This is a genomic window from Peribacillus sp. R9-11, from assembly GCF_031345095.1.
Classification (GTDB): Bacteria; Bacillota; Bacilli; order Bacillales; family DSM-1321; genus Peribacillus; species Peribacillus butanolivorans.
In genome coordinates this window covers 2,392,056-2,405,558 of sequence record NZ_CP133763.1, presented here as the reverse complement: position 1 = coordinate 2,405,558, position 13,503 = coordinate 2,392,056, and the positions used below count along the sequence as shown (strand labels likewise).

At 37.9% G+C, this 13,503-nt stretch carries 11 protein-coding genes and 1 riboswitch; of the genes, 2 read left to right on the top strand and 9 right to left on the bottom strand.

Translation table 11 applies throughout. The annotated features are described in order from the left end of the window. Positions 1 to 327: 327 nt before the first annotated feature. Positions 328 to 1,683, top strand: a complete 1,356-nt coding sequence (locus tag RE409_RS11730) for a beta-propeller fold lactonase family protein (RefSeq protein WP_309558998.1) — start codon at positions 328 to 330, stop codon at positions 1,681 to 1,683. Positions 1,684 to 2,265: 582 nt separating this feature from the next. On the opposite strand, the gene nikE is transcribed toward RE409_RS11730, so the two are convergent. From nikE to nikA, 5 genes are read right to left on the bottom strand one after another with little or no spacing between them, the layout of a single operon-like run. After that, positions 2,266 to 3,060, bottom strand: a complete 795-nt coding sequence (nikE, locus tag RE409_RS11725) for a nickel import ATP-binding protein NikE (protein WP_201224825.1) — start codon at positions 3,058 to 3,060, stop codon at positions 2,266 to 2,268. A gap of 19 nt (positions 3,061 to 3,079) precedes the next feature. Continuing rightward, complete coding sequence (locus RE409_RS11720; protein WP_309558997.1) at positions 3,080 to 4,051, bottom strand: ABC transporter ATP-binding protein; 972 nt, start codon at positions 4,049 to 4,051, stop codon at positions 3,080 to 3,082. Positions 4,052 to 4,066: 15 nt separating this feature from the next. Next, positions 4,067 to 4,897: a nickel transporter permease gene (nikC, locus tag RE409_RS11715; RefSeq protein ID WP_201249613.1), complete on the bottom strand. Its 831-nt coding sequence runs from the start codon at positions 4,895 to 4,897 to the stop codon at positions 4,067 to 4,069. Between the two features lie 2 nt (positions 4,898 to 4,899). Continuing rightward, on the bottom strand, positions 4,900 to 5,838 hold the full coding sequence (gene nikB, locus RE409_RS11710) for a nickel ABC transporter permease (protein WP_201180925.1): 939 nt from the start codon (positions 5,836 to 5,838) through the stop codon (positions 4,900 to 4,902). Between the two features lie 36 nt (positions 5,839 to 5,874). Then, entirely contained in the window at positions 5,875 to 7,506 is a 1,632-nt protein-coding gene (nikA, locus tag RE409_RS11705) for a nickel ABC transporter substrate-binding protein (protein ID WP_309558996.1), read from the bottom strand. 154 nt (positions 7,507 to 7,660) lie between these two features. Next, positions 7,661 to 7,850: riboswitch (cobalamin riboswitch) on the bottom strand. A 583-nt stretch (positions 7,851 to 8,433) separates the two neighbouring features. On the opposite strand from nikA, the gene RE409_RS11700 reads away from it, so the two are divergent. Continuing rightward, on the top strand, positions 8,434 to 8,604 hold the full coding sequence (locus RE409_RS11700; RefSeq protein WP_201183307.1) for an aspartyl-phosphate phosphatase Spo0E family protein: 171 nt from the start codon (positions 8,434 to 8,436) through the stop codon (positions 8,602 to 8,604). Positions 8,605 to 8,761: 157 nt separating this feature from the next. On the opposite strand, the gene RE409_RS11695 is transcribed toward RE409_RS11700, so the two are convergent. The 4 genes from RE409_RS11695 to RE409_RS11680 all read right to left on the bottom strand — a co-directional run bounded on the left by RE409_RS11695 (position 8,762) and on the right by RE409_RS11680 (position 13,456). Continuing rightward, on the bottom strand, positions 8,762 to 11,149 hold the full coding sequence (locus tag RE409_RS11695) for a heavy metal translocating P-type ATPase (protein WP_397444182.1): 2,388 nt from the start codon (positions 11,147 to 11,149) through the stop codon (positions 8,762 to 8,764). A gap of 104 nt (positions 11,150 to 11,253) precedes the next feature. After that, complete coding sequence (gene copZ / locus RE409_RS11690; protein ID WP_053345683.1) at positions 11,254 to 11,460, bottom strand: copper chaperone CopZ; 207 nt, start codon at positions 11,458 to 11,460, stop codon at positions 11,254 to 11,256. Positions 11,461 to 11,476: 16 nt separating this feature from the next. Continuing rightward, the gene (locus tag RE409_RS11685) at positions 11,477 to 11,833 is read right to left on the bottom strand and encodes a metal-sensitive transcriptional regulator (RefSeq protein WP_201224829.1); all 357 of its coding nucleotides are present in this window, start codon (positions 11,831 to 11,833) and stop codon (positions 11,477 to 11,479) included. Positions 11,834 to 12,262: 429 nt separating this feature from the next. Then, positions 12,263 to 13,456, bottom strand: a complete 1,194-nt coding sequence (locus RE409_RS11680; protein WP_053345682.1) for a nucleoside transporter C-terminal domain-containing protein — start codon at positions 13,454 to 13,456, stop codon at positions 12,263 to 12,265. Positions 13,457 to 13,503 lie beyond the last annotated feature (47 nt).

The following is a 13,503-nucleotide window of genomic DNA, read 5'->3' as shown; positions in this document are numbered from 1 at the left end:
ATAAGTGTAGAAGAAAACGTTTCCTGAAAGAGTCTATCAACATATCAAAATCGCAATTAAACTGGATCCAATACAATTCACTCTAAACATGAATCATAAATTTTTTAATAATAATCAAACCAATATCCTCCTCTATACGTTTATTTATAGTAAAGGGAGCAAAATTACAGCTCGATTAAAAAATTTCGAAGGAAGGTGGTTAAGAATCTGCTGCAAATTGACATATATTTAATTCTCCTGCTTATCAATCTGGCTTAAGGCTTAAAGAATCGTATTTTAACATTTAACAAGAAAATAATTTCACGGGGTGAAGAAATGTTGAAAAAAATGAAGTTTATAAGTGTATGGATTATAGCCTTACTTTCTGTGGTTATTCTACCAAATGTAATTGGTGCTTCTTCTACTAAAAGTAAAATTCCAGTGTCAGAGACAGGCTTTGACACCCACATCACCAACAATTCCCTTGCCGTAAGTCCGGATGAGCAAATAGCAGTTGTCTCAGATAGCCGTGAACAATCCGTCCTAGTCTATGATCTTACAAAAGGTAAGCTGCGCAAAAAGATCGACGGCTTTGGTTCACCGAGAAACATCGTGTTTATTGATGGCGGCTCCGAGTTTGTCGTCTCAGACAGCACGCTCGGTACGCTTCGTTTTTACAGCACAAAAAACTTCACCTTGAAAGATGAAGTCGTCGTTGGTCCAGGTGCATTCGGGACTGCTGTCAGCCCTGATGGAAAGATATTGTATGTGAACAATCAAGCACACAATTCTGTCACTGTCGTGGATTTGGAAAAACGAAAACCGATGGCCGTCATTACCGGTTTCGCCCAACCAAGACAAGGCATAAAAGTCTCTCCAGATGGAAAATACATCTTTGTCACGAACTTTCAAGGAGATAAAGTATCCATCGTTGATGCCCCAACACAGAAAATCATTCGTGAAATATCAGGTTTCTCTATGATTCGCGGAATTTCGATCACTGCTGATGGAGGTACATTGTATGCCGCGAACAGCGGACGCAACAGCATTTCCGCAGTTGATACACTTGACGGCAATATAAAGAGTGAAATCAAAGTGGGTCGTGAGCCATATGGTGCTTCTCTTTCGCCTGATAACAAGCTCCTTTTTGCAAGTAATAAAGCTGACAATACGATTGACGTAATCAATGTCGCTGATCACCGCGCAGTTAAAACAATTGACGGTTTCAATGAACCAAGACAAGCAATTGTCTTTAGCCACGACGGGGACCGGGCTTATGTATTAAATCGGGATCTCTCTATTGCACGTGTGAATGTTAAGACCTTCTCCATCACGGATATAATTCAGGATGAGTCAAAAAAGTACAAGCTTAAAAGGCTAAGATCAGACAAAGTAGGGACATATTTAGCAGACCAAGAAGGAATGACCCTTTATTATTTCACAAAAGATGATTCTACCGTCAGTAATTGCAAAGGTCAATGTAGTGAAATTTGGCCACCTTTCCATGCAGATAACATTTTCTCCGCTAAAGGATTCAACAAAAAAGAGTTTAATACTATCATAAGAGATGACGGACAAAAGCAAACAACTTATAAAGGGCATCCACTTTATTACTTTGTGAAAGATAAGCAGGCCGGTGATATAAATGGACAAGGCGTCAATAATGTCTGGTTTGTTTTAGGCAAAAAGGTTTTTGAGGAATAATTACGTTGAAAAATAGTTTTGTTTCATAAAAAATGGTCCTAAAGTATAATAAATGTCACTTTTTTATTCTAGAATTTGCTTAGCGCATTTTTTCCGCAAAAAAACTGCCGAGACCCCTTATATAAAGACTGAAAAAAAGCTGAACAGTATATTGCTGAACGTTTTTAATGAAGTACCGTTATACCAAACCGAATAAGCTGTTGTTTTTGAATAAAGATTGTTAATAGTGGTTACTTATTATTGGAGAAAACTCTAAAAAATTCTAGCCACCTTCTAATGATAGGTGGCTTTGTTTTATTCGAATAAGGTACTGGTTTATAGTCTTCATAAAATTTTAACTTGATGGTGATAGATTCTGCCGACAAAACACAGATATTATACGCTATCGCGTTTTTCACTTTAGACCCCATTAAAGAATAAATCGGCACTTATATTATTGATAAAAACAACGGAGAACGGAATCCCATATAGATGTACCAGTATAAGAGATGGAATGGCTTTACACCGGAGCTTAAACACTTGATTTTTCAGATATTCCGTTACTAACCTAATTTCCCACATCACAAACCTATAATTAACGCATCACAATATTCCCGGATATGGAGGCAGCACAGATGACAATAACTTTTTTGAAACAGGATGTTTTAATCGTTCAATTTGTTCCAAATCATCTAACCATTCAACAACCTCACCATTGTACATTACCGCTAGACGGTCTGCGATGTAATTGACTGCCTGTAAATCATGGGAAATAAAGAGATATGAAAGTTGAAACTCTTCTTTTAATTGTGCCAAAAGATTTAATATTTGTACTTGAACAAGAACATCTAAAGCACTTACAGCCTCATCAAGAATAATTAACTTTGGCTTTAAGGCAATCGCTCTTGCGATATTGATTCTTTGTAGCTGTCCTCCACTGAACTGGTGTGGGTATTTACGAATATCTTCCGGGCATAACCCAACGATCTCCAAAAGCTCCTGTACTTTCTTTTTCTCTTGAACAGACGTAAGCCTTTCGTAATTTCTTAACGGCTCAGCAATGATCTCCCCTACCGTTAGTCTTGGGTTAACAGCGCTATAACAATCTTGAAAGACAACTTGCAGATTTCGCCGTAACTCCTTTAATTCTTTTGCCTTTAAACAATAAAGGCTCTTCCCCTGAAACCATACCTCTCCCTGATCCGGCTTTTCCAGTCCCAGAATAATTTTGCCCAGGGTACTCTTTCCAGATCCACTTTCTCCAACAAGGCCTAAACATACTCCTTCTTCCATAGTTAGAGAGATGCTCTTAATGGCTTCAACAGATTTACGCTTCCCAAAAATAGGGTTCCCCAACAAGTATGTTTTCTTTATTCCTTTCAACTCAAGCAAGCTCACTCTTCATCCACCTAACTCTTTATCTTGATTTTACACATCGTACTAGATGGTCTTTTTCATACTCTTTAAATTCAAGATTATAACTAGAACATGTATAATCTGCGTCCTCACATCGTTCTAAAAAAGGGCATGTTTTTTCACTATTTATTAAATTGGGGCGCGAAACGCTGGCACGTTTTTCAATCTTTATCTTTCTTCTTGTTAATCCAAGTCTGGATTCTAACAAGACTTTGGTATACGGGTGCATTGGGCGATTTAACAACTTCAACACTGGTGCTTTCTCAACGATATAGCCGCCATACATTACAGCTACTTCGTCAGCTAACTGAGCAATCACCCCTAAATCATGTGATACTAATAAAATGCATGTATTGTATTCTTTCCTTAACTTATCCAACTGTTTCAAAACCTGGAGTTGGTTTGTCGAATCAAGTGCAGTCGTCGGCTCATCAGCAATGATGATAGATGGACTTAAAGACATGGTAATCGCAATCATAACCCGTTGCAGCATCCCGCCGCTTAGCTGAAACGGATATTGCTTCAAGACATTCTCTGGATTAGGCAGGTCCGTTTTTTCTAAATACTCCACAGCCATTTTCCGCGCTTGCTGCTTCGTTATGGGCAAATGAGTTCTAAGTGTTTCAATAAAATGCCGCCCTATCGTCCTCACAGGATTAAAGGCGATCATAGGGTTTTGCATAATCATAGCGATCTCACTACCCCGTACTTTCCTTAAGTCTTCTGTGGAAACATTTAAAAGATCAATATTTTTAAACTTGATACTCCCTTGTACCACCTTTGCCTTTTCAGGTAAAAGATTTAACAAAGACATGCATGTCATCGTTTTCCCTGATCCACTTTCTCCGACAAGGCCCAACACTTTCCCAGCCTCCAGCTTAAAACTAACATCATGGACAGTTTGAGTCACTCCATACGGTGTCGTTACAATAACATTCAATTTGTCTACAGTTAGAATGGGGTCTTGTCCCATCTTCCATCCTCCCTTCTATTCCTTTTTTAGGTCTAGAGCATCCCTCAAAGCTTCGCCAAACAAGTTAAAAGCAATCACAACGATGAAGATCATCATCCCAGGGTACAGCATCAATGAAGGGGTTTCTCTAAAAAATGGCTTACTATCATTGATCATCATTCCCCACTCTGCATCTGGAGGCTGTATGCCAAGACCTAGAAAAGAGAGACCAGAAATTGCCAAAATAACTCCTCCGATGTCCATAAAGATTAATACAACAACTTGAGAGATGATGGCAGGTAAGATATGTTTGATGATAATGCTACTCCTTGGTGTCCCGCATATTTTGGCTGCTAAGACAAAGTTTTGCTCCTTTACACTAAGTACCATACCTCGAATGACGCGTGCATAAAAAACCCATTGGACAAGCACCATCGCCAAAATCAGATTGCCAAGACTCGGTCCTAAAATTCCGACTAAAGCAAGGGACAGAAGAAAGCTTGGGAATGCCATGAGTATGTCACACATTCTCATGAAGAGATAATCAACCTTCCCCCCTATAAAGCCTGCATAAATACCAAGTGGGATACTAATAATCATCATTAATCCCATGACAAGGAAGGCTGTTCCCAACGAGGTTCGTGTTCCATAGATTAATCGGGACAAAATACATCTCCCTAAATGATCAGTCCCCAATGGAAACTGAGAGGAGGGCCCTTGCAGCTTCTGAACGATATCAATCAAGTTCGGATCATTAGGAGCCAAAAAAGGAGCAAAAAGAGCCAATACTGTCAGGAAGGAAATAATCATGATGCTGATCATCATGAGCTTATGTGTCATCAGCTTTCGTTTCACGTTTTGCACCACTCTTATTTCTCTCCCTCCCAGCGTATACGAGGATCCAGGAAAGAATATGTAAGATCCACAAGAAGATTACAGACCACAAAGATCACGCCCATAAATAATACACACCCCTGAATCATCGGATAATCTTGATTTAATATAGATGTGACAAATAACTGTCCCATGCCGGGCCAAGCAAAAATTGTTTCAACAATAACCGCTCCGCTTAGCATGTTACCGAAGCTCATGCCAAGTCCAGTTACCACAGGTAGTAAGGACTTTTTTAAGACATGCCTGATAACGATTAGTCTTTGGCGCAACCCTCTCGCTCTAGCATAAACAACAAATGGCTCATTCAAATTTCCCAGCATGCTAGCCCGAAGCAATCGCATATACGTACCTATATACGCAAAAGCCAATGTCAAGGAAGGAAGCACTAGATGAGCCAAAGTCCCCCTTCCCAATACAGGAAATAAATCTAACTTTACTGATAAAAAATAGATCAAGAGAAAGCCAAGCCAAAAGGTTGGCATAGAGACACTTACAAAGGCTAGTATTCTGCTAAACTGATCAACAAATTTCCCCTTGTAAATAGCAGAAATCATTCCTAAGGGTAAACTAATAAAAACAATAAAGATAAGCGAAGCAATTGTTAATTGAACTGTTGGGAAGAAATGTACCACAATTTCTTCCCATACAGAGTTATTGGACACATAAGACATCCCTAAATCCAATTGCAACACTTTTCCCAGCCACTCAAAATACTGGACATATAAAGGCTTGTTTAATCCAAGCTCAACTCGAAGGGCTGCCACTGTCTCATCCGTAGGAGGTATATGTGACGCCCTTAAGTAAGCTACTGCCGGATCTCCAGGAATTAAGTGAAGCAAGATAAAAGTGATGAGCGAAATTCCTAATAAAATTGGAATTAAACTTGTGAGACGTTTAAAAATAAACCAACTCATGTAGCACTCCTTAAGTTGTTTTTAAGTATCCCCACTTCAATTAACGTCAATTGAAGTTAAAGGGACCTCAGCTTCTTGAGGTAAAAAATCTACTCCACTAATGTTTTTTTGATACACTGCTATATTAGACTGATAAGATATCGGTAAATAAATTGCTTGTTCGTGCAATGTCGTTAATATTTCTGAATACAGTATTTTTCTCTCTTCTTCGTCTGTAGTTAATAATACTTTCTTAATTTTCTGGTCTATTTCTTTTTTTACTGGCAACCCTAATTGAGCGTTATAATCTGGACCACCATTTTCCGTATTTGTCGTCATAGAAGCTAAATAGGAATGTGGATCAAATGGTACAGCCCAAGTAGATGTAAATAATAAATCAAATTCACCTTGAAATGCATTTGTCCAAAAAGTATTAGTTTCTTGACTAGTCAACTTAACATCTATTCCTAGCTTTCTAAAATCACCTTGGGTAAATTCTGCGATTGACTTTTGGATGTTGTCTGTACTATTAAACAGTAATTCCAATTGCAATTCTTTTCCGTCTTTTTCTCTAAATGGTTTCCCCTTCACTTGTTTCCATCCGGCTTCATCCAATAACTGTTTTGCTTTTTCTGCATCATATTCATATGGCTTTATATTAATTTTCGTGTATGGCAAAGTAGGTGGAAACAAAGTATCAGCCTTTTTTTCCATACCATAAAAGATCTTATCAATAACAGCCTGTTTATTAAAAGCATGTTGGAGAGCTAACCGAACTTTAAGGTCTTTAGTCGCTTCTCTGTTTGAATTAAGAAGAAGCGTTCTTGTAGCTGTAGGTTCTGACAATTTGGTTTCATATTGCCCTGAATTCTTCAAAAATTGGAATGAATCTTGGCTTATGACCCCGTTTCCAAAAATAAAGTCGAGTTCTTTTTTCTCAAAAGCTAATACTCTTGACTCACCGTCAGTAATGACTTTAACAACCACCTTATCTACTTTAGGTTTAGTACCCCAATACTGTTCATTCCTTTTAAAAACTGCAAACTCATTTTTCTTATATTCGCTCAATACCCACGGTCCTGTGCCAATCGGAGACTTGAGTCCGTCCTTAAATGTGTTTTGACTGTCAGGAAAAGCAGCTTCTCCTACAAATCTCAGCGGTCTAATGTAAGTTAGTTCTTGCAGAGTTGGATAATACGCGTTGTTCAAAATAAGTTTAAATGTATATTCATCTATTATTTCAGTACCTTTGATTTGGTTAATTAATTCCACCCATTCATGTTGTTTGCGATTATCTAAAATGGTATCAAAGTTTTTCTTAACGATTGCAGCATTAAAGAGGGAACCATCGGAAAATTTAACATCTTTCCTCAGATGGAATACATATTCTTTTCCATCTTTCGATATATCCCAGCTCTCTGCAAGCCAAGGCTTAATTTCTCCGCCTTCACCGTAATAAACTAGGGATTCATATACCATAGCCTGGGAAAAAAACTCATTCGGAAAATATGTGTGTGGATTTAAGTCACCTATATCCCCAGGCCATGAAAAAGTAACAACTTTTTGTTTATCTTTATTTGATGTATTTTCTTGATCTATTGTTGTGTTGCTGCAACCAGTAACAAAAATTGTGAAAATTACTAGTAGTCCAACAAAAGAATGGAATAAATTAGACCGTTTTAAAAACATGTTTTCTCACCTTCAATTATGGAATTTTATCTATTTGAAAAATTACGAAATATAAAAAAGCATTTCCAACCAGATTTAACGGTCAGAAATGCTTATAGTTTAAGAACAAATTCGTCTTCTAGCACTCTAACACCTCCCTATCTCCCGTAGGTTTAACAGCATTTTTAGAACGGGCAGGTTTTCTGACTTAGGTTCATCATCTCCATGCGTCTTCCCGGATATTATCCAGTGACTTTCTTGCATAGGACTCACCATTACAGCGGCGGGACCGTGCCGGATTTTGCACCGGCTTCCCTTTTAAATATTCGCTTTTAAACGAATATACCCATTCCAATACTATATGAAATTTTCCCTCATCTTCATAGTAAATAATAGAGCTTGTCTATCCTAAAATTATTTTGTCGAAACCATTTGTTACTTCTTAACACTTTATTAGTTTCATCTCTAAGTAATTTTTGATAAACCTAGCTACTAATCCTATCCATCTAGCAATAAACGAAATACAGTTAGTAAAAAGGAGAATAAACAGGTTCTCTTTAAAATTCAACAAATATTAAATTCTCCTAAATTATACAGTTTTACGAATACAACTCTCTCAAAATGGAGATATTCACTATATGAAAATAAAATCAAAAAAAGTTTACCTAATACAAATTATATTCTTTATTGCAAATTTATGCTATATCAAATTAAAGTCCTGATGTTTTTTAACGGCTCGTTATGTATGGAAGTAATAATTTTATATGAATAGTTATCTGTAATTACATATATCGAATGATAGTGAGGAAGATTTGTATTGCTCCCGCCAGAATTTGTTTACTTTTAATAAGTAAATACTTACTATAATATTTAAAATCATCCTAATTTATGTAATAATAAATATACTACAATAAAGGAAAGGTTTTGAGGGGATTTTCGTTGGAAAGTATGGAACTGCTACATAATAAAATAGAGACAATGAGGAAAGAATTAATAAATACAGCCTTGAAACATGGATTCACCTCACCAAAAACATTACATTTGAGCCAAGAACTTGATAAACTCTTGAATATACTTTTGCATGAACAGGAGTCGCTAACTCCAATAGGCCTTCAATAAGATGTAAGGGTGCTTCTCCACTAAGTAAGTATGCTGTGTCTTGTAAGTCAAATTAGTGGAAAACAAGCAACTATAAATATCAACAGAACTATTTAACAGAGACTAAAAAAAGCATTGATACGAGTACCAATGCTTCTCCAAAATATTAATTTTATCTTTAAAGCTTTACCCTTTGCAGTCGAAGTGCATTTATTACAACGGATACAGAACTAAATGCCATGGCAGCACCTGCTAACCAAGGGGCAAGTAGCCCAATAGCCGCAATCGGTATTCCTATTACGTTATAGGCAAAGGCCCAGAACAGGTTTTGTTTAATATTTCGCATGGTTTTTCTACTCATGTGAATAGCATCTGCAATGCTGTTTAAATCCCCACGAATTAAAGTAATATCCGCAGCTTCCATGGCCACGTCTGTCCCCGTCCCGATAGCCATACCAATATCAGCTAGGGCAAGTGCTGGTGCATCATTGATTCCATCTCCAACCATAGCCACTTTCTTTCCAGCTGCTTGAAGTTTTTTCACTTCTTCCGCTTTCCCTTCAGGAAGTACTTCCGCAATGACCTGGTCAATGCCAACTTTGTTTCCTATGGCATGAGCAGTCCTTTGATTATCACCCGTTATCATGATGACCTGAATATCCATCTCTTTTAACCTTTTTATGGCTGTTTGAGAAGTGTCTTTTATGGTATCTGCCACAGCAATAAGACCTGCATATTCACCATCAATGCTAGCCAGCATCGCGGTTTTACCTTGCCCTTCAAGGTCTTCCATGGCCGGTAGTGCTTTTGTAATATCCACGTTATTTTGATTCATTAATTTCCGTGTTCCCACCAGTAACACTTTTTGATCCACTACAGCTTTTACCCCGTAACCTGGAATAGCTTCGAACTCCTGAACCAATCCAAGTGATATTTTTCTTTCTTGAATTCCTTGAACAATTGATTGTGCAAGTGGGTGTTCAGATTGTTTTTCAGCGGCCCCGATAAGAGATAAAAAGTGTTGTTCACCCATTCCATTTTCGATGAGGACATCGGTTAACACTGGTGTACCATTAGTAACAGTTCCCGTTTTGTCTAAAATAACCGTATCAATATGGTGAGTAGTTTCCAGGTGTTCACCGCCTTTAAATAAAATACCGAACTCTGCGGCACGCCCTGACCCAGCCATGATTGATGTTGGGGTAGCCAAACCTAAAGCACACGGGCAAGCTATTACAAGTACCGCAATCATCGCTTCAAAAGCTGGTGTAAATTCACCAGGATTAACCCAGATTATCCATACGAGAAAAGTTAAAAGGGCGATTCCGACAACAATGGGTACGAAAACACCAGAAATTTGGTCAGCGAGCCTTTGAATTGGAGCTTTAGACCCTTGAGCGTCTTCTACCACCTTGATGATTTGCGAAAGAGCGGTATCTCTGCCGATTTTCGTGGCCTTCATTTTGAGAAAACCATTTTTATTCAGGGTTGAACCAATCACAGTATCTCCCATGCTTTTATCTACTGGAATGCTTTCTCCTGTTAACATGGATTCATCGACGGCAGAGTTCCCTTCGACGACCTCTCCATCCACCGGGATTTTTTCACCTGGCTTCACCAAAACTGTATCTCCAACAATGACTTCTTCTAGAGGTATTTCGCGCTCTTCACCATTCCTCAGCACCAAGGCTGTTTTGGCCTGAAGTCCCATCAATTTTTTAATGGCTTCTGATGAACGTCCTTTTGCTTTTGCTTCAAAGAGCTTCCCTAAAAGAATGAGGGTGATAAGGATGGCACTAGTTTCAAAATATAGTTGTGCAGTATGGTGGTGGACTCCAATGGCGATGATCGATTGATAGACACTATAAAAATAGGCAGCGGACGTTCCCATTGCAACTAAAACATCCATATTCGCACTTTTGTTTTTCAAAGCCTTATATGCCCCTACATAGAATTGCTTACCAATGATGAATTGCACAGGCGTTGCGAACGCCATTTGCACCCATGGGTTCATGAGGAAATCCGGCATATAAATAAACGAAGTAAAACTAAAATGACTTACCATCGCCCATAACAACGGGAATGACAAAATTACGGCAAAAATAAATTTTCTCTTTTGTTTTTGAATTTCTTTCTGGCGAAAATCCACCGATTCCTTGTTATCATCCTTGATGATCGCCCCGTAGCCCAACTTTTCAACTCGTTGAATAATATCAATTGGGGAAGCTTCAGAAGGATCATATTCAACGGTCGCGTTTTCAAGTGCTAGGTTTACATTGGCCTTGGATACTCCATCCATCTTATTTAGCCCTTTTTCAATTCGTGTTGCACAGGCCGCGCAGGTCATTCCCGTAATGGTAAACTCTTTTTTCTCTTTTACCACATCATAGCCAAGATCTTGAATTTTCTTTTCAAAGTCCTGGGTGCTTAACTTTTCTGTATCATAAGTAATGACTGATTTTTCAAGGGCCAAATTAACAGTGGCCTCTTCAACACCTTCCATTCTATTTAACCCTTTTTCAATTCGTGTTGCACAGGCCGCGCAGGTCATTCCTGAAATTTGCATACTTGTTTCTTTTATATGTTTGCTCACTTTATCCCCGCCCCTTTATACCACCATGGGGTATAATATATTGTAAAAAAGAAGTGCTTTAAAAGCACCCTTATTCCTTATTCAACATCGTAGCCTTGATCATCAATGGTTTCTTTTATTTTTTCAAGTGATACTTTTTCATTATCAAACGCAACATCTACTTTTCCTGCGTCTAAATGTACTTTTACACTTTCTACACCCGAAAGCTTTCCTACATTCCCTTCAACTGCATTCACACAATGACCACATGACATTCCAGTTACCTTCAATGTTACGTTTTCCACCCTAATCACTTCTCCTTTATTTTTTCATTAATTTTTGTATCGTTACTAGCACTTCGTCAATGACCTCGGTATCCCCATCATTCAGTCGGTCTACTACACAATTTCTTAAATGACCTTCTAATAAAATCTTTGCCACACTATTCATGGCACTTTGTGTCGCAGCTATCTGGGTAATAACATCATCACAATAAGTATCTTTTTCGATAAGACCCTTAATACCTCGAATTTGACCTTCGATACGATTTAAGCGGGTCGTTAAATTCTTTTTCACTACTTCAGAGTGATGACTTTTTCGGCCGTGGGAAGAGGTAATACAGCATTCGCCATTTTCATCTTCAATGAACGAACCTTGCTCATTTATTTTTTTATCCATCTCTCACCCCTCCTTAAAATCATAATACCATACCCCCCTATCCTATGTAAAGAGAGAAGCTTATGTGTCAATATTTCTTTATTCTTTGCTTTTGAAGGATATCTATTCCTTAGAAATCTGTTTAACAAAACCACACACAAAATACCCCATGTGAAGCTAAACAAAAGGTTGAACTAACTGAGTCTTTTAGCGATGCAAATAAAAACACTCATCTCCGGAGAAATGAGTGTTTTTAGGTCCTACCACACTAGACTGGCATAATCCCGATTAAGTTCAACGGGTTTCTATTTTTCACCTGCAAGTTCGTTGTCTGTTTTAAAATTGTAGTTAACACACCGAAATTAATAGATATATTTGTTTTCAAATAAAGAGTGGACTTACTCCTTACCCTTTAGCTGATTACACGAAAAAGTCATTGTTTTTTATTGATTACCAAACAAATAATCCTACAATCATAGCACTTAACAAGGAAACAGCCATCCCGCTAAGCAACAGCTTCCAAACATTCCGACCGATAATGTTCGATTTCTCATCATTAAGGATGGAATTGAATGTTCCATAAATCATGCCTACTGTACTGAAGTTGGCAAATGACGTCAGATAAGTGACAGCAACAGCTACTGTATGCGGGGGTAGTGTACTGATTTTATCCTTTAAATCGAGCAGGGCAACGAACTCATTCGTGGCAAGCTTGATTCCCATCAATTGAGCGACATACATGGCATCATGTCCAGTTAATCCAAGCAGGAATGCAAATGGACTAAAAATCACAGAGAAGATTTTTTGAATGGTCAGGCCATCCACAAAGAAACCAAATATCCCATTCAAGCTTGCTGTTAACGCCACATAACCGATAACCATTGCCATGATGACGAAAACCATCTTGGCTCCCACTAGCATGCTGTTAGAAATGGTGGAAAAGAAATCTTTACGTTCCTCTTTAGTAGGAACATAAACGACATCTTCTTCTTTACTGACACTGACTGGGTTGAGCATGTTTGCAATCAGCAAGGCATTTAAACAGTTTAAAGGAATGGCGACAAATACATATGTTGCAGGTACCATGGATAAATATGCTCCAATAATGGAACCACTGATACTACTCATACTCATGATTCCAAATGTCAATAAACGCTGATCTTTAATCGCAGCGAGTTGAATCCGGAGAACGGCAAGTGCCTCTGTATTTCCAAGAAACATCATCTGGATGGAAAAGAAACTTTCAAGTTTTGGCAATCTAGACACTTTTGAAATGAGCCATCCTACTTTATCGATAATCCATGTGAGTATACCGAAATACGATAAAATATCAAAAAACGTTATAATAAAAATAATTGGCATTAAGGCACTGAAAAAGAAATCAACTTGCTCATTTGCCATAACAGACGGAAAGACAAAAGAAATCCCTTCATTTGCACATGAAATCAACCAAGTAAAGAAAGATGCAATTTGATTAATGACCCATGCCCCTATTTTAGTCGATAACATAAACCAAGTAATAAGTAACTCTAACACTAACAAGCTAAGAATGGCTTTCCAGTTAACATTTCTTTTATTAGGTGAACAAAGGTAAACGATGCCCATCACAACTAAAACACCTAGTATATTCAACAAAAAATACATGCTATCATCCCCTTTGATTTATCTTTTCCAATTTTTTTAATATAAAA